Source organism: Streptomyces aculeolatus (assembly GCF_020400605.1).
GTDB lineage: Bacteria > Actinomycetota > Actinomycetes > Streptomycetales > Streptomycetaceae > Streptomyces > Streptomyces aculeolatus.
Genome location: NZ_JAINRD010000001.1, coordinates 617,755 through 638,100 on the forward strand (window position 1 = coordinate 617,755; position 20,346 = coordinate 638,100).

Annotated in this window: 18 protein-coding genes and 1 tRNA gene; 11 read left to right on the forward strand and 8 right to left on the reverse strand. The window is 73.1% G+C overall.

The window, feature by feature from the left end:
* Window positions 1-12: 12 nt before the first annotated feature.
* From LG396_RS02635 to LG396_RS02655, 5 genes are read left to right on the forward strand one after another with little or no spacing between them, the layout of a single operon-like run.
* On the forward strand, window positions 13-1,152 hold the full coding sequence (locus tag LG396_RS02635; RefSeq protein ID WP_037729963.1) for an ABC transporter substrate-binding protein: 1,140 nt from the start codon (window positions 13-15) through the stop codon (window positions 1,150-1,152).
* Window positions 1,149-2,048, forward strand: a complete 900-nt coding sequence (locus LG396_RS02640) for an ABC transporter permease (RefSeq protein WP_018835890.1) — start codon at window positions 1,149-1,151, stop codon at window positions 2,046-2,048. The genes LG396_RS02635 and LG396_RS02640 overlap by 4 nt, the downstream gene beginning before the upstream one ends.
* The gene (locus LG396_RS02645) at window positions 2,048-2,935 is read left to right on the forward strand and encodes an ABC transporter permease (protein WP_225793398.1); all 888 of its coding nucleotides are present in this window, start codon (window positions 2,048-2,050) and stop codon (window positions 2,933-2,935) included. Before LG396_RS02640 ends, LG396_RS02645 begins: the two co-directional genes overlap by 1 nt.
* Window positions 2,932-3,771: an ABC transporter ATP-binding protein gene (locus LG396_RS02650; RefSeq protein ID WP_018835892.1), complete on the forward strand. Its 840-nt coding sequence runs from the start codon at window positions 2,932-2,934 to the stop codon at window positions 3,769-3,771. The genes LG396_RS02645 and LG396_RS02650 overlap by 4 nt, the downstream gene beginning before the upstream one ends.
* Complete coding sequence (locus LG396_RS02655) at window positions 3,740-4,108, forward strand: hypothetical protein (RefSeq protein ID WP_018835893.1); 369 nt, start codon at window positions 3,740-3,742, stop codon at window positions 4,106-4,108. Before LG396_RS02650 ends, LG396_RS02655 begins: the two co-directional genes overlap by 32 nt.
* A 135-nt stretch (window positions 4,109-4,243) precedes the next feature.
* Here the strand turns inward: LG396_RS02655 and LG396_RS02660 are convergent, their stop codons facing one another.
* Window positions 4,244-5,656, reverse strand: coding sequence for a mandelate racemase/muconate lactonizing enzyme family protein (locus LG396_RS02660; protein WP_225793399.1), 1,413 nt, complete (start codon window positions 5,654-5,656; stop codon window positions 4,244-4,246).
* A 333-nt stretch (window positions 5,657-5,989) separates the two neighbouring features.
* Here LG396_RS02660 and LG396_RS02665 point away from each other — a divergent pair, with 333 nt between their 5' ends.
* The 5 genes from LG396_RS02665 (at window position 5,990) to LG396_RS02685 (ending at window position 12,373) form a co-directional block, all read left to right on the forward strand.
* Window positions 5,990-7,258, forward strand: a complete 1,269-nt coding sequence (locus LG396_RS02665) for a mannonate dehydratase (RefSeq protein ID WP_225793400.1) — start codon at window positions 5,990-5,992, stop codon at window positions 7,256-7,258.
* A gap of 7 nt (window positions 7,259-7,265) precedes the next feature.
* Window positions 7,266-9,182: a chaperonin GroEL gene (groEL, locus tag LG396_RS02670; protein WP_225793401.1), complete on the forward strand. Its 1,917-nt coding sequence runs from the start codon at window positions 7,266-7,268 to the stop codon at window positions 9,180-9,182.
* A gap of 97 nt (window positions 9,183-9,279) precedes the next feature.
* A complete protein-coding gene (locus LG396_RS02675) occupies window positions 9,280-10,530 on the forward strand; it encodes a DNA polymerase III subunit delta' (protein WP_225793402.1) in 1,251 nt (416 codons plus the stop codon).
* Between the two features lie 78 nt (window positions 10,531-10,608).
* Complete coding sequence (locus LG396_RS02680; protein ID WP_225793403.1) at window positions 10,609-12,204, forward strand: alpha/beta hydrolase; 1,596 nt, start codon at window positions 10,609-10,611, stop codon at window positions 12,202-12,204.
* Window positions 12,205-12,296: 92 nt separating this feature from the next.
* Window positions 12,297-12,373, forward strand: a tRNA-Thr gene (locus tag LG396_RS02685).
* Between the two features lie 55 nt (window positions 12,374-12,428).
* Here LG396_RS02685 and LG396_RS02690 read toward each other — a convergent pair.
* The 6 genes from LG396_RS02690 to LG396_RS02715 all read right to left on the reverse strand — a co-directional run bounded on the left by LG396_RS02690 (window position 12,429) and on the right by LG396_RS02715 (window position 19,267).
* Window positions 12,429-13,469: an LLM class flavin-dependent oxidoreductase gene (locus tag LG396_RS02690; RefSeq protein ID WP_225793404.1), complete on the reverse strand. Its 1,041-nt coding sequence runs from the start codon at window positions 13,467-13,469 to the stop codon at window positions 12,429-12,431.
* A gap of 91 nt (window positions 13,470-13,560) precedes the next feature.
* A complete protein-coding gene (locus LG396_RS02695) occupies window positions 13,561-14,694 on the reverse strand; it encodes a hypothetical protein (RefSeq protein WP_225793405.1) in 1,134 nt (377 codons plus the stop codon).
* Window positions 14,684-16,894, reverse strand: coding sequence for a xanthine dehydrogenase family protein molybdopterin-binding subunit (locus LG396_RS02700; protein WP_225793406.1), 2,211 nt, complete (start codon window positions 16,892-16,894; stop codon window positions 14,684-14,686). The genes LG396_RS02695 and LG396_RS02700 overlap by 11 nt, the downstream gene beginning before the upstream one ends.
* Window positions 16,891-17,892 carry an FAD binding domain-containing protein gene (locus LG396_RS02705; RefSeq protein WP_225793407.1) on the reverse strand — a complete coding sequence of 334 codons (1,002 nt, stop codon included), beginning with the start codon at window positions 17,890-17,892 and terminating at the stop codon, window positions 16,891-16,893. Before LG396_RS02705 ends, LG396_RS02700 begins: the two co-directional genes overlap by 4 nt.
* Before the next feature lie 4 nt (window positions 17,893-17,896).
* Window positions 17,897-18,391 carry a (2Fe-2S)-binding protein gene (locus tag LG396_RS02710; RefSeq protein ID WP_225793408.1) on the reverse strand — a complete coding sequence of 165 codons (495 nt, stop codon included), beginning with the start codon at window positions 18,389-18,391 and terminating at the stop codon, window positions 17,897-17,899.
* Between the two features lie 105 nt (window positions 18,392-18,496).
* Complete coding sequence (locus tag LG396_RS02715; RefSeq protein WP_225793409.1) at window positions 18,497-19,267, reverse strand: SDR family oxidoreductase; 771 nt, start codon at window positions 19,265-19,267, stop codon at window positions 18,497-18,499.
* Window positions 19,268-19,328: 61 nt separating this feature from the next.
* Between LG396_RS02715 and LG396_RS02720 the strand changes: the two genes are divergently transcribed.
* Window positions 19,329-19,676, forward strand: a complete 348-nt coding sequence (locus tag LG396_RS02720; RefSeq protein ID WP_027741274.1) for a MerR family transcriptional regulator — start codon at window positions 19,329-19,331, stop codon at window positions 19,674-19,676.
* A 6-nt stretch (window positions 19,677-19,682) separates the two neighbouring features.
* On the opposite strand, the gene LG396_RS02725 is transcribed toward LG396_RS02720, so the two are convergent.
* A complete protein-coding gene (locus LG396_RS02725) occupies window positions 19,683-20,333 on the reverse strand; it encodes a TetR/AcrR family transcriptional regulator (RefSeq protein WP_225793410.1) in 651 nt (216 codons plus the stop codon).
* Window positions 20,334-20,346 lie beyond the last annotated feature (13 nt).

Sequence of the window (20,346 nt, forward strand, 5' to 3'; positions counted from 1 at the left end):
CAGGAGAGACTCATGTTTCGCGCAACACGTCACATAGCAGTGGCGGCGGCTTGTTCGGGAGCCCTGCTGCTCGCCGCCTGCGGCGGCGACTCGACCGTGGACGACGACGTCGACGGCGGTTCGGGCGGCACCGAGCCGACCAAGCTGTCCGCCGGCTACGTCTCCGCCATCGACCAGATCGGCCTGCCGGCCGGCGTCGAGGCGGGCTACTTCGACGAGCAGAACCTCAACGTGAAGCTGAAGGAGCCCTACCCCACCGGCGTGGACGCGCTCAACGCGCTCCAGGCCGGCGAGGTCGACGTGGTCCAGGTCGGCACCCCGGCCATCGCCGCCGCCCAGCAGGGCATCGACCTGGTGCTCGTCGGCAACTACACCGGCTCGTCCTCGCAGCTCAGCATCGACGAGACGATGGCCGTGGTGGCCGGCGGCGACTCCGGGATCGACGGCAAGGACCTCTCGACGCTGCGCGGCAAGCGCATCGGCGTCTCCGAGGGCTCGATCAACCACCTCTACCTCCTCGGCCTGCTGGAGGACGCGGGGCTGAAGGCCGGCGACATCGAGATCGTCAACACCGAGCCGCCGGACATGGCGGTCGCGCTGGAGACCGGCGGCATCGACGCGGGCATCGTGTGGGACCCGTGGCCGATCACCATGACCGAGCAGGTCGACGGCTCCGAGGAAGTCCTGCGCGGCGGCGGCTACATCCCGTTCATCGGCTACCTGGTGACCACGCGCGAGTACGCCGAGAAGAACCCCGCGGTCATCGAGCAGTTCCTCACCGCCCGCGCGCAGACCGACCAGTGGATGCGCGAGAACCCCGACGACGCCGCCGACTCGGCGACGCGCTGGCTGCCGGGCACCGAGAAGAAGGTCGCGACGGAGGCGATGAAGCACAACGTCAAGCAGCTCGACGGCCGCTTCTCCGCCTGCAACTACCTGGCGCTCGACACCCTCGCCGGGCTGCTGGCCGAGCAGGGCAACGTCGAGAAGGGCTTCGACGTCAACAAGTACTTCCAGCCCGAGCCGATCCTGAAGGTCATGAAGGACAACCCCGACCTCTTCGCCGACCTGCCGCCCGTCCCGGACGCCGCGGCGATCGAGGGCGGGTACACCTTCGACCGCGACACCGCCGCCGAGGCCTGCCCGTCGTGACCACGCCCCGTACCGAAAAACAGGCCACGGCCGCGACCGCCCCCAGCACGGGGCGGCCGCGGCCGGGCGGGCGACCGCCGGGGCAGCAGCGCAAGCGCAAGAAGGGCGGGTCCAACACCCCGGCCGCACGCGCGGTCTCCGCGCTGTGGTTCCTCACCCCGCTCGCGCTGCTCGTCGTGGTGTGGCTGGTGGTCGTCGCGATCACCGATCCGCCGCTGCGGGTCTTCCCCCAGGTCGGGGACGTACTCTCGGCGCTGGGCGACATGTGGTCGAGCGGCGAGCTCTTCGACCACCTCGGCGCGAGCCTGCGGCGCATGGGCATCGGTGCCGCGATCGCCATCCTCACCGCCCTGCCCTTCGGCATCGCGCTGGGCTCCAGCGCCGCGCTGTCGGCGTTCTTCTCCCCGCTGCTGCGGTTCTCCGTGGCGCTCGCGGGCATCGCCTGGATCCCCGTCGCCACGCTGTGGTTCGGCTACGGCGACAAGGCCGTGATCTTCATCGTGTGGAACGCGATGTTCTTCGCGATCACGTACAACGCGATGCTCGGCGTCCGGCAGATCCCGACCCAGCTGCTGCGCGCGGCGCGCAGCATGGGCACCAGCCGGCTGCGGATGTTCTGGGAAGTGCTGCTGCCCGGCGCGCTGCCCAGCGTCGTGACCGGCCTGCGGGTCGGCCTCGGCTACGGCTGGCGCGGGCTGGTCGCCGCGGAGATCATCGCGAGCAACGCGGGCCTCGGCTACGCCCTGTTCCAGGCCCAGAAGTACTTCCAGACCGACGTGATCATCGCCTCGATGGTCATCATCGGCGTGCTCTGGCTGCTGATGGACCGGCTGATGCTGGCCCCGCTGGAGAAGCGCACGGTGGAGCGCTGGGGCATGACCGGAGGGAGGGGCTGATGGCGTCGGACACGGCTAAGCCCGTACGGCGCGCGCCTGCTGGGCGTACGCCGCGCAAGAGCGGCGCGAGCCCGGGTGTGGTACGCGCCCGGAAGGTCTGGCTCTGGCTCACCCGCCGCGCCGCGTTCCGCAACCTCGGCCCGTTCGTGCCGGTCGTCGCGCTGTGGTGGCTGGTGGCGGAGATGGGCGTGTTCGACGAGGCGTTCTTCGTCGGCCCGCCGCGGGTGGTCGAGGAGTTCGGCGACCTGATGGAGAAGGGCATCCTGCCCGGCTACCTGACGGATTCGCTGACCAGGCTGGCGTACGGCGTCGGCTTCGGCCTCGCCATCGGCCTGCCGATGGGCTTCGTGGTGGCGATGTTCGCCAAGGTCCGCCGGTTCTGCTGGCCGATCCTGCTGTTCTTCCAGGCGGTCGCCGACATCGCCTGGCTGCCGATCGTGATCGTCTGGTTCGGCTTCAGCCTCACCGCGGTCACCTTCGTGATCGTCTACACGATCGTCTTCCCGCTGATGCTCAGCGTCGTCGCGGGCGTGGAGCAGGTGCCGCGCGAACTGCTGCGCGCGGCACGCAGCCTCGGCGCCGGCCGCACGCGGGTGTTCTTCGAGGTCATCCTCCCGGGCGCACTGCCGTCCGTGGCGGGCGGCATCCGCACCGGTCTCGGCTACGGCTGGCGGGCCCTGGTCGCCGCCGAGATCATCGTCGGCACCAGCGGCGTCGGCTTCATGATGTTCGACGCCCGCCGGGTGGGCGACATCAGCCAGGTGTTCCTGGGCATGGCAGTGCTGGGAATCCTGTGGTACGCGCTCGACGCCATGGTCCTGGCGCCGTTCGAGCGAGCCACCGTCGAACGGTGGGGCATGGTACGGAGTTTGGAGGCCGACGGATGACGGCGCTGGAGATCACAGGACTGCAGAAGAACTACGTCGACTCGTACAGCGGCGAGGAGGTCACCGCCATCGGCGACGTCTCGTTCAGCGTGAACGAGGGCGAGTTCGTCTCCGTGCTCGGCCCGAGCGGCTGCGGCAAGACGACCGTGCTGAACATCGTCGCCGGCTTCGTGAACCTCACGGAGGGCGAGGTCGTCGTCGACGGCCAGGCGGTCAGCGGGCCTGGCCCCGACCGCGGCGTGGTGTTCCAGAGCCACGCGCTCTTCCCCTGGAAGACGGTGCTGGGCAACGTGGTCTTCGGGCTGCGGATGAAGGGCGTGCCGCGCGCGGAACGGGACGCCAAGGGCAAGGAGTTCCTGGAGCTGGTCGGGCTCGGCGGCTTCGAGCACAAGTACCCGCACGAGCTGTCCGGCGGCATGCAGCAGCGCCTGGGCGTGGCCCGCGTGCTGGCCAACGAGCCGGCGGTGATGCTGATGGACGAGCCGTTCGCCAGCATCGACGCCCAGACGCGGCGCAAGCTGCAGGAGGACCTGACCCGCATCTTCGAGAAGCGGCACCCGACGGTCTTCTTCGTCACCCACGACGTGGACGAGGCGGTGTTCCTCTCCGACCGGATCGTGGTGCTGTCCAAGCGCCCGAGCCGGGTGCGGGAGATCGTCACCGTCGACCTGCCGCGGCCGCGGGAGTGGCGTACGGCGCTCGAGATGCCGGAGTTCCGGGAGATCGCGAACCGGGTCAACGAGCTGCTCGTCGACGACGAGGGCGCGGCGGCCGGCGCGGACAAGGACCCGGGGGGTGCGACCGATGCCGACGGAACGGCAGTCGCTGGCGTTTAGGGCGCTGCGCAGCCCCACGATCCGCCGGCTGCTCATCCTGGTGCTGCTCATCGTCGTGTACCAGGTCTGGCTGACCGTGCAGGCGGGCGGGAAGGTCGACCCGGCGGTCGGCGACGAGCGCGACATGCGCGGCCGCTTCTCCGCCGACGTCGAGCTGGGCTTCCCGCCGGAGCGGTACCACATCCTGCGGATGCAGAAGCACGGCCGCATCGCCGGTACGGACGGCAACGTCGTGCACCTGCGCGGCGTGGCGCCGGCGGGCGTGGACGCGCTGGCGCGGGAGTACTGGATCGAGCGCATCGTGCCCCCGGAGGACGAGCGGCCGGCGGCGCGGTGAGCGCCCGGCCGGCGCGCTGAAGCCGGGAGCCCGTACGCACTCCCCTGGTCGGGTGCGTACGGGCTCCTGTTCGACGGCCCGGGCCGGAGCGGCGCCGCTCGGGCAGCCGCTCCGGCCCGGGCCGGTGCCGGCAGGTCAGCTCCAGGTGCGGTCCCAGGCCGGGTTGTCGTTCCACTGCTTGGTCGGCGCGAACAGCTTCTCGCCCTTCGCCAGGTGCTTGGCCATCTCCTTCTCGTCCAGCTCCACGCCGAGGCCCGGCGCGTCGGTCACGTGGTAGAAGCCGTCCTTCAGCAGCGGCTCACCGCCCGTGATGAGGTCGTTCCAGAACTTCACGTCGCTGGCGTGGTACTCCAGGCAGACGAAGTTCTCGGTGGCGGCGGCGATGTGCGCGCTGGCCATCGCGCCGATCGGCGAACCCGCGTAGTGCAGCGGCATCGCCATGCCCTGCTCGCGCGCGTAGTCGCCGATGCGCTTGGTCTCCAGGATGCCGCCGGCGGTCGCCGGGTCGGGCTGGATCAGGTCGACGGCGCCCTCGTCGACGAGGGTGCGGAACGATTCGAGCCCGTACATGTCCTCGCCGGTCATGGTGGGCACGTTGACCGCCTTGGTGATCTCCTTCCAGTCGTCGGTGCGGAACCACGGCACCAGGTCCTCCAGCCAGGCGAGGTTGTAGCGCTCGAAGCGGTTCGCCAGCCGGATCGCGGTGTTGACGTCGAAGTGGCCGAAGTGGTCCATGCCCATCGGGATGTCGTAGCCGACGGCGTCGCGCACCGCCTCCACGTACTCCGCCATGGCGTCCAGGCCCTTGTCGGTGATCTGCACCATGGTGAGCCCGTGCTCGGTCATGCCGTAGCCGCCGGGAGTGCCGTCGTACTGCTGGAGGTTGCCGTCGTACAGGCTCTTGCCGACGACCGCGCCCGGCAGGTCCTGCACGATTTCCAGGCCGAGGTCCATCTTGAGGAACGTGAAGCCCATCTCGACGCGCTCTTTCATGCGCTGCGCGTAGACCTTCGGGTCCTCGGACTCGGTGGTGTCGGTGTAGAGGCGTATCTTTCTGCGGTACGCGCCGCCGAGCATCTGGAACACCGGCACGCCGTACGCCTTGCCGGCCAGGTCCCACAGCGCCATCTCGACGCCGGAGACGCCGCCGCCGCGGCGGCCGTGGTTGCCGAACTGCTTGAGGCGGCGGAAGAGCATCTCGACGTTGCACGGATTCTCGCCGAGGAGCCGGCTCTTCAGCTCCAGCGCATAGCGCTTGTCGGCGTCGTCGCGCACCTCGCCCCAGCCGGAGATGCCCTGGTTGGTGTCGATGCGGACGATCGGGCTGGTGAACGGCACGCCGTCCAGCACCGCCACCCGCAGATCCGTGATCTTCAGCTTGCTCGGCTTCGACGCCCTGCCCACTTTCTGGGTCAGGAACTCGACCTGTTCCTCGGCCGGCCGGAATGCGAGTGCGCCGAGCCCGAGGCCGCCGGTGGCGGCGGCTGCCCCGAGTCCCAGCACGGTACGCCTGGAACGCCTGCCGGGGCGGTTCTCGGATTCCTGCATGTGGGGGTCCTCCGTAAGGATTCCGGGAATTCTGCGGGCTCACCATAGGGGCGGGGCCGAGGGGCTGGGAGCGGTCCCGCCGCGTTAGTTTCCGTATGCATTCATTAGGAAGGCGAATGATTGCAGGAGGGGCCGCAGGATTCGCGCGGCGAATGGAGGTATACGCAACTCACCCTTAACGGCGGGGGGTGGGTGTACGTACGCTGCGCGCAACCCCAGCACCGACGCACCACGTACGACGCAGTACCTGTACGCACCACGTACTACGCGCGCCGTACGCCGCACTACCGCAGCATCAGGCAGCCGGCAGAGCACAGAAAGCGATGGTGACGTATGGAATCCCCCGCGCACGACGGCAGTTCGCGCCGGTCCTTCCTCAAGCGGGGCTCGACCGCCGCGGCGGCCGCGGCGATCGGCGCCTCCGCCGGCGCCGCCGGCTCCGCGTTCGCGGCGCCCGGCCCGGGCGGCGGCCCCGGTGGCGGCCCCGGCGGCAACGCCCCGTTCCCGCAGCTGAACTGGCCCGACGACGTCCGCGAAGGACCCGACACCCCCAAGCTGTGCCAGTGGATGTCCCGCAACCCCGACGAGGCCACCGTGCGCCGCTGGCGGCAGGCCGGCATCACCGGCGCGCTCGTCACCGACGTGCCCGAGGTCCCCTGGGACGCCGCCGAACTGCGCGCCGACCGCGAGCGCATCGAGGACATGGGCATGCACGTCACCGCCTACCTCATCAGCGCCCCCGACGCGGTCGTACGCGGCGAGGACGGCCGCGACCAGGCCATCGAGGACATCAAGACCTCGCTGCGCGCCGCGGGCGAGGCCCGCATCGGCGTCGTCGAATACAACTGGTACGTCCACCGGCTGAAGGAGGGCTACTACGAGGAGATCGACGAGACCGACCGCATCGGCGCCGGCTACACCGCCTTCGACCTCGACCACGAGGTGGACGGCGTCAAGGTCCGCGACCTCCCCCGCCCCGACGGCGTGCCCGCCTTCACCCGCGAGGAGCTCTGGGAGCACTACGAGTACTTCCTGCGCGAGGTCATGCCCGTCGCCGAGGAGGCGGGCGTGCGCATGGCCGTGCACCCCAACGACCCGCCCGCCGCGATCAGCCGCGGGAACCCGCAGATCATGGGCTCGGTCCCGGACTGGAAGCGGATGGTCGAGACCGTCGACAGCCCGGCCAACGGCATGACCGTGCACGCGGGCGTGACGGCCGAAGTCGGCTTCGACTCCGTCGACTTCCTGCGCTGGATGAGCCGCAAGGACCGGGTCAACCACATCCACTACCGCAACGTGCGCGTGGACGAGCCGCAGGTGAAGTACGCCGAGGTGTTCCCCGACACCGGCGAGACCGACATGTTCGGCTTCATGCGCCAGCTCGTCCGCGCCGGCTACCAGCGCGGCATCCTCGCTGAGCACCCGCGGGCGAACGACTTCGACCGGGAGAACGGCTCCGACCAGAGCAACCAGTACAAGGACGTGGGCGGCGGCGGCCACGGCATGGAGCTGTACGACACCGGCTACGCGCGGGCGATGATGCAGGCCGCGCTGATCATGGAGCGGGGCCGGTTCGGACGCGGCGACGACGACGGGCAGTGAGCGGACTGTGAGCGGGCTGCTCTACGAGGACGCGGCGCGGGCCGCCCTGCGCCGCGGCGTGGCCGCGGTCGCGGACGCGGCCCGGGTCACGCTCGGGCCGCGCGGGCGGCTCGTGGTGCTGGGCGGCGGTACGGGACCGGGGTCGGCCGGCTCCCGCAGCGGCGGCTCCGGCGCCGGCCCCGACCGCTCCGGCGCCGGCCCCGACCGCTCCGGGGCCGGTGGCGGGGGCGCCGGCTCCCGGGGCGGCGGTGGCGGGGCCGGGGGAGCCGGCGGCGGGGCCGGAGCTGCCTCCGGCCCCGTCGCCACCCGCGACGGGGCCACCGTCGCCGGCGCCGTCCGGCTCTCCGACCCGTACGCGAACCTCGGCGCCTCCCTCGTCCGCCAGGCCGCCACCCGCACCCGCCGCGCGGTCGGCGACGGCACGACGACCACCATCGTGCTCGCCCAGGCGCTGTTCGCGGCCGGGCTGCGCGCCGTGACCGCCGGGGCCGACCCCGTCGCGGTGCGGCGCGGCATCGACGCGGCGGCGGACGCCGCCGTCGCGCACCTGACCGCCACCGCGCGCCCCCTGTCCGGCGAGCGGGACACCGCGCGGGTCGCCGCCGCGGCCGCCCGCGACCCCGAGCTGGGCGAGCTGGTCGCCGGCGCCTTCGCCAAGGCCGGCCGGAACGCCGCGATCTCCGTGGAGGAGGCGCACGTGGCGGGCGTGGAGCTGGAGTTCACGGAGGGGCTGCGGCTGGACCGCGGCTTCCTCAGCCCGTTCATGATGACCCACCCGGAACAGGGCACGGCGGTGCTGGAGGACCCGTACATCCTGCTGCACCACGGGCGCGTCGCCGGGCCCGCCGACCTGCTGCCGGTCATGGAACGCGTCGCGGCCACGGGCCGCCCCCTGCTGGTCGTCGCGGACTCTGTCCAGCAGGACGCCCTCGCGGCGCTGGTCGCCAACCGGCTGCGCGGCACCCTGCTCTGCGCGGCCGTCCCGGCACCGGCGCTGGGCGCGCGGCGGCTGGCGCACCTGGAGGACCTGGCGGCGCTGACGGGCGCCGAGGTGGTGCTGCCGGAGAAGGGGATGCTGCTGCGCGGCACGGAGCTGCCGTCGCTGGGGCAGGCGGAGCGGGTGGTGGTGACGAGGCGGACGACGACGGTCACGCGGGGCGCGGGCGACGCCGGGGCGGTGGCGCGGCGGGTGGCGCACCTGGAGTACGCGCTCGCCGGGGCGGAGTCCGACTTCGACCGGGAGGTGCTGGAGCTGCGGCTCGCCCGGCTGACGGGCGGGGTGGCGGTGCTGCGGGTCGGCGGCGCCACGGACCCGGAGCGCGCGGAGCGCCGGGAGCGCGTCGCGGGGGCGGTCGCGGCGGTACGGGCGGCGCTGGCGGAAGGCGTCACGCCGGGCGGCGGCACGGGGCTGGCGGGGGCGCGGGCAGCGGTGGACGAGTTGCTGCACGGCGGTACGGGACCGGCGACCGGATCGACGGCTGGACCGGCGACCGGATCGGCGACCGCGACAGCCGGGTCGGACGGGGCCGGGACGGATACACGCCCGCCCGCACCCCTGTCCCCCGACGAACGGGCGGGCGCCCTGGCCGTACGGGCCGCCCTCACCGCTCCGCTGCGGCAGCTCGCCGACAACGCCGGTGCGGACGGCGCCCGCGTCGTCGCCGAGACGGCCGGTCTCCCGCCCGGCCACGGCTGGAACGCGGACACCGGTACGTACGGCGACCTGCCGGCGGCCGGCGTACTCGACCCGGTCCGCGTGCCCCGTACCGCACTGCAGAACGCCGCCTCCGTGGCGGGGCTGATGCTGACCGCCGGCGCGCTGGTGGTCAACCGCGCGCCGCGGGATCCCGACGCGATCAGCTGGCGCCGCAGAGGGCACGGCCACCACCACGGAAAGGGCCACCACCACGGGCATCACCACTGAGGGCGGCGGCGCGACCGGTGCCGTACGGCCGGCGAGCGGCGATCCGCTGTCGGTGGCGTGCAGCACAATGGTCGGCGGACGACGGAAGGACGGTGCCATGGCGGTGTGGGACGAGCTGATCGGGCAGCAGCGGGTCGGCGAGCAGCTTGCCGCCGCGGCCCGCGCGGCCGACGCCCGGGTCACGGCGGAGTCCGGGGCCGCCGCCCCTGCCGCCCCCGACGGGCACCCGGCCGACGCCGCGGACCCGCCGTCCAACTCCGCGATGACGCACGCCTGGCTGTTCACGGGCCCGCCGGGCGCGGGCCGGACGACGGCGGCCCGCGCGTTCGCCGCCGCGCTCCAGTGCGTCAGCCCCGACCGTGCGACCGCCGGCCCCGGGTGCGGGTTCTGCGACGGCTGCCACACCGCCCTCGTCGGCACCCACGCCGACGTCTCCGTCGTCGCCACCGACCTGCTCACCATCGGCGTCAAGGAGACCCGCGAGCTGGTCCGCCGCGCCCAGCTCGCCCCCTCCGGGGGCCGCTGGCAGGTCATCGTCGTCGAGGACGCCGACCGCCTCACGGAAGGCGCCGGGAACGTCCTGCTGAAGGCCATCGAGGAGCCCGCGCCGCGCACAGTGTGGCTGCTGTGCGCGCCCTCCCTGGAGGACGTGCTGCCCACGATCCGCTCCCGCTGCCGCCACCTCTCCCTCAGCACCCCCGCCGTCGAGGCGGTCGCCGCCGTCCTCGTCCGGCGCGACGGCATCACCCCCGCGGTCGCCGAGTCCGCCGCCCGCGCGGCCGGCGGCCACCTCGACCGCGCCCGCCGGCTGGCCACCGACGGCCGCGCCCGCGAGCGCCGGGCGGCGGTGCTGCGCATACCGCTGCTGGTCGAGGACATCGGCGGCTGCCTGCGCTCGGCGCAGGAGCTGGTCGAGGTCGCGGCGGACGCGGCGAAGGAACGGGCCGAGGAGCTGGACGAGCAGGAGACGGAGGAGATGCGCACGGCGCTCGGCGCGCAGCCGGGCGGCCGGATGCCGCGGGGTACGGCGGGCGTGATGAAGGACCTCCAGGAGCGGCAGAAGCGGCGGGCGACGCGCAGCCAGCGCGACAGCCTCGACCTGGCCCTCACCGATCTCGCGGGCTTCTACCGCGACGTCCTCGCCCTCCAGCTCGGCGCGGTCGCCGACATCTCGCTGCTGCCGTGCGCGGACGTGGGGGAGGGGCTGCGGCGTATCGCGGAGGACAGCACCGCGGAGACGACGCTGCGGCGGATCGACGCGATCATGGAGTGCCGGGAGGCGCTGGAGCGGAACGTGGCGCCGCTGCTGGCGCTGGAGGCGATGGCGGTGACGCTGCGCAAGCCGTAGCGGGCCCCGCGACCTTCACCCGTACGGGGAGAGGACGGCCGCCCGGCGGCCCGGTCCCCACCGGTTACGCTCAGGCCCATGGATTTCCGCAGCCTGTTCCGTACGGCCGCACCCGTCACCGCGCTGGCGGTGCTGCTCGCCGCCGCCGGATGTGACTCCGCCGGCTCCGACGACGGCGGTACGGACACCGGCGGCAGAGGCGCGGACGCCGCCCGCGCCGGCAGCGTCAGCAAGGTGCTCGAACCGCTCCCGGCGCAGACCCCCGCGGACCTGGAGCCGTACTACGAGCAGAAGCTGCGCTGGACCGGCTGCGACTCCCCCGGCTTCGAGTGCGCCACGCTGCGCGTACCGCTGGACTACGCGGAGCCGGGCGGCGGGGACCTGGAACTGGCGGTGGCCCGCAAGGAGGCCGAGAACCCCGGGGAGCGCCTGGGCGCGCTGCACGTGAACCCGGGCGGCCCGGGGGCGTCGGCGATCGAGTTCCTGCAGAACTTCGCGGGCATCGGCTACCCGGAGGAGGTCAGGGCCCGCTACGACATCGTGGCGATGGACCCGCGGGGCGTGGGCGGCAGCCAGCCGGTGAAGTGCCTGACGGACGCGGAGTTCGAGGCGCACACGCAGGTCGACCAGACGCCCGACGACGAGGGCGAGGTCGAGGCGCTGACCGCGTCGTTCGACCGCTTCGCGCAGGGCTGCGAGAAGCGCGCGGGCAAGCTGCTGGGCCACGTCTCGACGGAGGAGGCGGCCCGGGACATGGACGTGTTCCGCGGCGTCCTCGGCGACAAGAAGCTGACGTACGTCGGCGCCTCGTACGGCACGATGCTCGGCGCGACCTACGCGGGCCTCTTCCCGCAGCGCGCCGGCCGCCTGGTCCTCGACGGCGCGATGGACCCGTCCCTCACCTCCCGCCAGCTCAACCTGGACCAGAACGCCGGCTTCACCACGGCCTTCGACGCCTTCGCCGAGGACTGCGTCCAGCGCTCGGACTGCCCGCTCGGCACGGGCAGCGCCGAGGACGCGGCCAAGCAGCTCCGCGACTTCCTGGACCGCCTCGACTCGAAGCCGGTGCCGACCGGGGAGCAGCGCAAGCTGGGCGAGCCGCTGGCGACGATGGGCGTGCTCATGGCGATGTACCAGGAGGACTTCTGGCCGCAGCTGCGCGACTCGCTGACCGACGCGATGGAGCGCAAGGACGGCAGCGGACTGCTGGCGCTGGCGGACATGTACTTCGAGCGCGAGCCGGACGGCTCGTACGGCAGCATGATGTACGGCTTCGCGGCCGTGAACTGCATCGACCAGCCGCCCCCCTTCGAGACCCCGGCGGACGTCGAGAAGGTGGTCCCGGACTTCGAGGCGGACTCCCCGGTCTTCGGCCGCGACTTCGCCTGGGCCGCCCTGAACTGCGCCGACTGGCCCGTCACCGCCACCGGCGAGGCCAACCGCATCGAGGCGTCGGGCACCCCGCCGATCCTGGTCGTCGGCACGACCCGCGACCCGGCGACCCCGTACGTCTGGGCGGAGAGCCTGGCCGCCCAGCTGGAGGAGGGCGTGCTGCTGACGTACGAGGGCGACGGCCACACGGCGTACGCGCGGGGCAACGGCTGCATCGACGACGCGGTCGATACCTTCCTCCTGGAAGGCACCCCGCCCCAGAACGGCAAACGCTGCGAGTGACCGCCCCGGCCCCCCACCCGCAAACCGCGTGCAGAGGACCCCGGGGAACTGTGTAAACTTGTCGCCGTTGCCAGGGCCCCGGCCCGCAACCTGCCGCCTTAGCTCAGTCGGCCAGAGCGACGCACTCGTAATGCGTAGGTCAAGGGTTCGATTCCCTTAGGCGGCTCCACAGGACCCCAGCTCAGAGATTCTCTGAGCTGGGGTTCTTGTGTTGAGCTGGTCGGTCAGGCGAGGAGCTGGGCGAGACGGGCCATCTCGGTGGGTGGGTCCGTTACCGGTTGGATGACCAGTTCGTCGATGCCTGTCTGTTCCAGCGTGGCGATGCGGGTGCGGAGGTCCTCGCGGGTGCCGATCAGGGCCAGCGCGGTCATCAGCTCGGGGAGGATCAGGTCCCGGTCCTGGGGGGTGATGCGGTCCAGGTAGCCGGGGTACAGCTTGGTGTAGCGGTCCGGGGCGGTGGCGGTGGTGCCGCGGCGGTGCAGGAGGCGGCGTACCGCCTCGCGTTCGGCCGGGCCGAGTCGTTCTGCGGCGGCCGGGGTGTCGGCCGCGTAGGCCAGCAGGGACATGACCAGGTGGCCGGTCGCGTCGCGGGCTGCGGCGCCGTGGGGGTCCTCGTCCTCGTCGAGGATGTGGAGCGCCGTGACCAGGTAGCAGTTCCCGCGGGGCGCGCCGGGGGCGGCGTTGCGGCGGGCCTCGCGCAGGGCCTGCCACGCGGCCGGGTCGAGCAGGCCGACCGAGATGAGGCCCGCGCCGCGGCGGCCGGCGACCGCCGCCGCCTTGGGGCCGTGCAGCGCCGCCACGACGAACTCGATCGGGTCGGTGGTGTTCACGTGCGCTCCCGCGTGCAGGAACCGGACGTCGCGTACCTGGTCCCCTTCGCGGTACGCGGTCGGGCGCCCGGCGCACAGGTCCTGCACCGCCGTGACGAAGTCCTCCAGCTCTGCCGCCCTGGTGGGCCCCATGCCCAGCGTGCGCCGGGCGGTGTTCCCGGTGCCGGCCCCGCAGATGATCCGGCCCGGCGCCAGCGCGTTGAGGCTCGCGAACGCACTCGCCGCGGCCGGGGCCGAACGCAGCGCCGGTGAGGTCACCCCGATCCCGAGCCTGATCCGGCGGGTCGCCTTCGCGCAGAGGCTCAGGGCGACGAAGGGGTCCCCGTGGACCATCGGGGTGTCGTAGACCCAGAAGCTGTCGAGTCCCAACTCCTCGGCCCGTACGGCGAGATCCTCCACCCCGGGCCGCGCGGCCACCACCACACCTGCACGCATCCAGCCTCCGCCCGCAGAACCCGACCGGCTCCCGCCGCGGAACCGCGGCACCTTACTCCTGCCCCGTCCGGGCCCGCCCGGCACCCGGAGGCTACGGCGCGTCGTCATGCCGGGCGCCCGAGCCGGCGGGCGGCGTGCGCACGGGCCACCGTTTCCAGACCGCGACGTGCAGGATCACCGCGGTGCTCAGGGCGTTCAGCATGACGTGCGTCGTCCAGCTCCACTCGCGCTCCTGCGGCACATCGAGGGCGTGGGCGAGCTTCGGGAGCAGCCAGACCAGCAGCGCGGTGAGGGCCACGGCGATCAGCACCGCGAGGGTACGGCCCGGGACAGGGGTCAGCCGGATCGCCGGCCAGGCCTCGAAGAGCATGGCCACCAGCAGGATGCAGCCGATGGCGGCGCCGGCGGTCGCGGTGATCCGGGGTCCTGGCCAGTCGAGGACGTGGAAGGCGAGCAGGTAGGCGGCCCATCCGCAGGCGACCACGGTGACGTTGCCGAGCAGCAGTCGCCGCGGTGTCCGGTCGACCCGGGCGAACGGCCAGCCGCGCAGCGCGACCCAGAAGAGCATCTGCCACGCGCCGATCGACGTGAACCAGGCGCCGTAGTTCTCCGACTCGACGGCGTCCGAGCGCACCAGTGCAAGCCAGGCGACCAGGCCGAGCACCCAGCACAGCGCCACGGCGGCGAGACCGGCCGGTATGGGGTGCAGGCGGCCCAGCGGGCGGCGTTCGCAGACCAGGGTGAGCTGCAGTACGAGCGTGAAGATGCTGCCGGCCAGGGAGTTCGCGGCCGGGTCGAGACCGGGGTGTGCGGGGCCCGGGACGAACACCCCGGCCAGGTCGGAACCGTTGACGATGAGCTGGCCGAGTACGGCCAGCACCACGCCGCCGGCCACGACGAGAGCCGTGTCGTACAGGCCGGACCAGGGGCGGGAGAACCGTGTGCCGGGCCAGTCCTCCCACCAGAACGCGATCATGGCCATGATCGGCAGCGCGAACGTGGTGAGGGGCCCGAGCACGACCAGCGAGTGGAGGGCGCCGCCCGCGGCTGCGGACAGCAGCACGGTGACGGGGAGAACGAAGGCCAGCCCGATCAGGCCGCGGACCGGCTGGTTCGCCCTGGCGTCGGCCAGCGCGGCCGGACTCAGCGCGTCCGGCCGGCTGACCGCGGGGCGGGCGTCGGGGATGCCGGCGGGTGGTGCGGTCACCAGCCGTTCAGAGGACATGTTCCAGCCGGATCGGCAGCCGGCGCATGCGCCGGCCGGTCGCGTGGTGCACGGCGTTGGCGATGGCCGCGGACACGCCCACCATGCAGATCTCGCCGACGCCCTTCACGCCGGCGGGATTGAACCGCAGGTCGGGTTCGTCGATGAAGTCGACGTCGATCTGCTGGACGTCCAGGTTGACCGGCACCGGGTAGTCCTCCAGCGTCGTGTTGAGGAACCCGCCGAACCGGGAGTCCACCTCGCTCTCCTCGCGCAGCGCCTGCCCGATCCCCCACACCACGCCGCCGCGGACCTGGCTGGCCGCGGTGACCGGGCTGGCCACCCGGCCGCAGTCCACGACGCTGACCACGCGCGGTACGCGGATGCGCCGCGTGGTCCGTTCGATCCGGACCTCGACGAAGTGCGCGGCCCAGCTGAACGTGACGAACTCGGGGTAGACCGGCCCTCCGATGGCGAGGACGCCCTTGTCGAGTTGCGCGAGGTCGTCCCGGCTCTGGCCGGGTGCCAGCGTGGTCGCCTCGACCGCCACCGCCGGCCGCCCCGTGGCGCGGACCGCGGCCGCGACGTCCACGTCGCCGGAGGCGGGGACGTCCAGGGCCTCGCGCAGTTCGCCGAGGGCGGCCTGCACGGCGGGCAGCGCGCTCGCGGTGCCCCAGGAGCCGGCGGTGAGGTGCTGCGGCGCCACCCGCGTGTCGCCGGCCCGTACGATCACGGTGTCCACCGGCACGCCGAGGTCCCGTGCGACGAGCAGCGCGACGGCCGAGCGGAGGCCCTGGCCGAACTCGTGCCCGCCGACGCCGACGGTGAGGGTGCCGTCGGCCACCGCGGACAGGTGCGCGACGACCGGCACGATGCCGCCGGGATAGCAGCCGGCCGCCACGCCCCAGCCGACGGCCGAACCGTCCTCGGCGGTCATCGAGCCCGGCTCCGGATCGCGTGCGTCCCAGCCGAAGCGGGCCGCGCCGCGGCGCAGGCACTCGGCCAGGTGCCGGCCGGAGAAGGGCAGGCCGGTGACCGGGTCGGTGGGGGTGTCGTGGGCCAGCCGCAGCTCGACCGGGTCGCGGCCGGTCGCGTAGGCGAGTTCGTCCATGGCCGACTCGAACGCGAACATCGACGGGCTCTCGTGCGGCGAGCGCATGAAGCCGGGGGTCTGCACGTCGGTGCGGACCAGCCGCTGCTCGCCGCGGAACGCGGGTGTCGCGTAGAGCCGGGACGAGACCGTGGTGATCTCGCTCGGGAACAGGTCGTGCCGCGAGGTCTGCTGGTCGACCTCGTGGATCGCGGCGAGGAGTTCGCCCTTCTCGTTCGCGCCCAGCCGCACCTGGTGCACCGTGTTCGGCCGGAACGCGCCGAGGTGGAAGACCTGCGGCCGGGGCAGCACCATCTTCACCGGCCTGCCGAGCCGGCGCGCGGCGACGGCGATCGGCCCGAGGTGCAGGTGCATGGCGTTCTTCTGGCCGAATCCGCCGCCGACGTACGGCGAGCGGACCTCGACGTCGGCCGGGTCGATGCCGAGCTGGGTGGCGAGCCCGAACCGTACCGCGTTCGCGTTCTGGGTGGTGTCGTCGACGATCAGCCGGTCGCCCTCCCAGTGCACGACGCTCGCGTTGGGCTCCATCGGCATCGCGTGCTGGGCGGGATGCTCGTAGGTGCCGGTGATCTGCACCGGGCTGGCCGCGAACGCCGCCTCCGCGTCGCCGACCTTGACATCGGCCAGGAACGGCAGCGGGATCGCCTGTTCCTGCAGTACGGTCTCGGCGCCCTCGGCGCCGATCTTCACCGTGAACGGTTCCTCCTCGTACTCGGCCGTGATCAGCTGTGCCGCCTCGGTGGCGGCGACCAGGCTGTCGGCCACGACCAGCGCGACCGGCTGGCCGCGGTAGGCGATGCGGTCGTCGCGCAGCGGCTGGAGGCTCTGCACGGCGTGCCCGCCGGCCATGAGGAAGCCGACGTCGTGCAGCTCGTCCGGGCCGAACCGCGTGATCACCAGCCGGACGCCGGGCACGGCTTCGGCGGCGGCCGTGTCGACGCGTACCACGCGTCCCTTGCCGATCCGCGCGGTGGCCCACGCCCCGTACGCGACGTTCTCGGGTACTCGGTCGACGGCGTAGCGGGCGCGCCCGGTGACCTTCTCGCGGGCATCGACGCGACGGGTGTCCAGCGGCGGGCCGGTGGTGCCCGGAGCGTCGGCGACGGTCATCGGGTGGCTCGCTCTCCGGCGATGCGCAGCGCGTCGGCGACCGTGCGCACGCCCAGTTCGATACGGAATCCGTTCTCGGCGCCGGAGCGTGCCCCGGCGAAGGCGGCCTCTCCGGCGCGCCGAGCGGTCTGCGGCGTCAGCGGCCCGCCGATCAGGGTCTGTTCCGCCTCCGTGGCCCGCCACGGCCGGGTGGCTACGCCGCCGAGCCCGATGCGGCAGTCGCCGACCGTGCCGTCCGCGTCGACGGTCAGGCCGACGGCCGCGGCGGCGAGGGCGAACGCGTAGGACTCGCGATCACGGATCTTGAGGTACGTGGACCCCCGCCCTGCCGGGGTCGCGGGCACCCGGATGCGGACGATCAGCTCGTCCGGGGCGAGCACGTGCTCGCGGGTCGGCTCGTCGCCGGGTTCGACGTGCAGCCCGGCCAGCGGCACGGTGCGTTCGCCGGCGGGGCCGGTGACGTCGACGACGGCGTCGAACGCGAGGAGCATGACGGCGAAGTCGCCGGGGTACGTGGCGATGCACGCGTCGCTGCCGCCGAGCAGCGCGTGCGCGCGGTCGTGGCCGCCGACGGCGGCGCAGCCGCTGCCGGGGTCGCGCTTGTTGCACGGGAACTCGGTGCCGTTGCGGAAGTACGGGCAGCGGGTGCGCTGGAGGAGGTTCCCGCCGACGGTCGCCATGTTCCGCAACTGCTGCGACGCGGCCTGCCACAGCGACTCCGCCAGGCCCGGGTACGCGGTGCGGATCACCGGGTGGTCGGCGACGTCGGCCATGCGCGCGCCGGCCCCGAAGACCAGTTCCCGCTCGCCGGCGTCGATGGTGTCCAGTTCGGCGATCCGGTGCACGTCGACGACCGCGGGAGGTGTCTCGATCTCCAACTTCATCAGGTCGTACAGGGTGGTGCCGCCGGCCAGGATCCTGGTGCCGGGCGGTGCGGTGCGCAGGGCGGCCACGGTGGCGTCCACGGTGTCGGGCGCGACGTAGGAGAAGGCACGCATGACGTCACGCCCCGTTCCGTACCGCGTCCGCGGTCTGCCGTACGGCGGCCACGATGCCCACGTAGGCGGCGCAGCGGCAGATGTTGCCGCTCATGTACTCGCGGATCTCGTCGTCGCTCCCGCAGTGGCCCTCGGCGATGCACGCGATGCCGGACATGATCTGACCGGGCGTGCAGTAGCCGCACTGCAACGCGTCATGGTCGATGAACGCCTGCTGCAACGGATGCAGCCCGCTGTCCTCTCCGGCAACGCCCTCGATGGTGGTCACCGCTTGCCCCGCCACCTGCACGGCGGGGGTCAGGCAGGACAGCACCCGCCGGCCGTCCACGTGCACCGTGCACGCGCCGCAGTGGCCCTGGTCGCAACCCTTCTTCGTGCCGGTCAGTGCGAGCTGCTCGCGCAGCATGTCCAGGAGGGATTCCCGGGGATCCAAGTCGAGGGATACGTCCCGGCCGTTGACCGTGCAGGCCAAGGCAACATTTACCTCATTTGTGGGCATACCGGGAAATTGTAGGGAGGTCGCAAGGTGCTGCGGCGGACCGGCGGATCCGGCGCGCCCTCTCGCGGAGAGCCCGGGCAGACGCCGGATGCCCGGGGTCCATCGTCAGACGATGCCGGTGCGGATCTCGTCGTAGAGGCGGGTGGGGTCCTCGGACAGGGACTTCTTGACGTGGGTGCTCCAGTCGTCCGCCAGGACCTCCGCCGCCCCCGCCGCCAGGCCGTCCAGGCCCGCCCGGACGGCCTGGGCCGGGTCGCCCTTGGGGCCGGTGTAGGCGGCGCTGAAGTCGGTGTCCACCGCGCCCAGGTGGAGGGCGGTGACCAGGGTGTGCTGCCGGGCCAGTTCCATGCGGACGGCGTTGGTCAGGGCCCACTGGGCGGCCTTCGACGCGTGGTAGCCGTTGGTGCCCGGGTAGGCGAACCAGGACTGGGCGGACAGGACGTTGAGGACGGCCCCGCCGCCGTTGGCCGCCAGAGCGGGGGCGAAGGCCCGTACGACGTTGAGGGTGCCCCAGAAGTTCGTCTCCATCTCCGCGCGTACGGCCTCCAGGTCGCCCGTGACGAGGTCCGTCCAGTGGCTGACGCCCGCGTTGTTCACCACCAGCGTCACGTCCCCCGCCGCTTCGGCCGCGGCTTCTGCCTGGCCGGGGTCCGTCACGTCCAGCTTCAGCGGTACGGCGCCGGGGAGGTCGACCGACTCCGGGCGGCGGGCGGTCGCGTACACGCGGGACGCGCCCCGCTCCAGCAACTGCCGGGCGAAGAGGCGGCCCAGGCCGCGGTTGGCGCCGGTCACCAGGGCGACCGCGCCGTCCAGGCGGAGGCCGGGGTCGGCGGCGGGGGAGGAGTGCGGGCCGGGTGCTGTGTTCGGTGTGGTCATGCCTGTACGGTAGAACCTACCGCTGACGTCAGGTGCAAGTCCGAAGGGAAGGGGAACGCGCGTGCGTATCGGAGACGTCGCCCGGCGCTCCGGCGTGAGCGTCCGGGCGCTGCGCTACTACGAGGAGCAGGGGCTCCTGAAGCCCACGCGCAGCCCCGGCGGCCAGCGCGAGTACGGCGAGGACGCCGTCGACCGGGTCCGCTTCTTCCAGCAGCTCTACGCGGCCGGCCTGCCCAGCCGCCGCATCGCCGAGCTGCTCCCCTGTGTCGACACCGGCACGACCACCGCCGAGCAGCGCGCCATGCTCGACGCCGAGCGGGACCGCATCAGGAAGCAGATCGACGAGTACACCGCGGCCCTCGCCCGCCTCGACGAGATCGTCGTGGCCGCCGCCGACCGACGGGCCTGAGCAGGGTCATCCCCGGTCCCGGGCGCGGCGTTCCGTGTGGGTGGAGTGGGGGGTCGGCCAGGTTCTGCCGCGTTCCTGCCGCAGGCCCGTGAGCAGGGCTTCGACCACCCGCTCGGTCTGCTCTCCCGCGGCCTCCTCCGTGTCCAGCCGCATCAGGCCGTCGGCCAGGAGCGTCGCCACCCCGTGCACCGCCGCCCAGACCGCGAACTCCGCCGCGGGGCGGGCCTCCGGGCCCAGTTCGCCCGCCTCGGCGAGGCGGTCCAGCTCGGCGTCGATGACGTCGTGCGGGTGCGGGGCGATGGTCGCGTCGGGGTCGCGGGCGGGGGCGGCGAACGCCAGGCGGGCGACCGCCGGGTCCGCCAGGGTCCAGCGGACGTAGGCGCGGCAGGCTGCCACGAGGCTTCCGCGGGGGTCCTTCCCGGACGCCGCCGCCTGCGCCATGCGTTCGCCGAGCCTCGTCAGGACGCGTACGGACAGGGCGCGCACCAGCGCGTCCCGTGAGCCGAAGTGGTGGTACGCCGCGCTGGGGCTGACGCCCACCCGTGCCGACGCCTCCCGCAGCGACCAGCCCGCAGCACCCCGCTCGCGGACGAGTTCCTCCGCGGCGTCCAGCAGCGCGCCCCGCAGGTCCCCGTGGTGGTAGCCCTTCTTGCCCATGGACAGGATCTTA

Coding starts and splice junctions, on each gene's coding strand:
- LG396_RS02660 (WP_225793399.1), bottom strand. CDS start 5,656: ATGCAGGAATCCGAGAACCGCCCCGGCAGGCGTTCCAGGCGTACCGTG.
- LG396_RS02725 (WP_225793410.1), bottom strand. CDS start 20,333: ATGGGCAAGAAGGGCTACCACCACGGGGACCTGCGGGGCGCGCTGCTG.
- LG396_RS02715 (WP_225793409.1), bottom strand. CDS start 19,267: ATGACCACACCGAACACAGCACCCGGCCCGCACTCCTCCCCCGCCGCC.
- LG396_RS02695 (WP_225793405.1), bottom strand. CDS start 14,694: ATGTCCTCTGAACGGCTGGTGACCGCACCACCCGCCGGCATCCCCGAC.
- LG396_RS02655 (WP_018835893.1), top strand. CDS start 3,740: ATGCCGACGGAACGGCAGTCGCTGGCGTTTAGGGCGCTGCGCAGCCCC.
- LG396_RS02680 (WP_225793403.1), top strand. CDS start 10,609: ATGGATTTCCGCAGCCTGTTCCGTACGGCCGCACCCGTCACCGCGCTG.
- LG396_RS02665 (WP_225793400.1), top strand. CDS start 5,990: ATGGAATCCCCCGCGCACGACGGCAGTTCGCGCCGGTCCTTCCTCAAG.
- LG396_RS02635 (WP_037729963.1), top strand. CDS start 13: ATGTTTCGCGCAACACGTCACATAGCAGTGGCGGCGGCTTGTTCGGGA.
- LG396_RS02710 (WP_225793408.1), bottom strand. CDS start 18,391: ATGCCCACAAATGAGGTAAATGTTGCCTTGGCCTGCACGGTCAACGGC.
- LG396_RS02700 (WP_225793406.1), bottom strand. CDS start 16,894: ATGACCGTCGCCGACGCTCCGGGCACCACCGGCCCGCCGCTGGACACC.
- LG396_RS02705 (WP_225793407.1), bottom strand. CDS start 17,892: ATGCGTGCCTTCTCCTACGTCGCGCCCGACACCGTGGACGCCACCGTG.
- LG396_RS02675 (WP_225793402.1), top strand. CDS start 9,280: ATGGCGGTGTGGGACGAGCTGATCGGGCAGCAGCGGGTCGGCGAGCAG.
- LG396_RS02645 (WP_225793398.1), top strand. CDS start 2,048: ATGGCGTCGGACACGGCTAAGCCCGTACGGCGCGCGCCTGCTGGGCGT.
- LG396_RS02650 (WP_018835892.1), top strand. CDS start 2,932: ATGACGGCGCTGGAGATCACAGGACTGCAGAAGAACTACGTCGACTCG.
- LG396_RS02690 (WP_225793404.1), bottom strand. CDS start 13,469: ATGCGTGCAGGTGTGGTGGTGGCCGCGCGGCCCGGGGTGGAGGATCTC.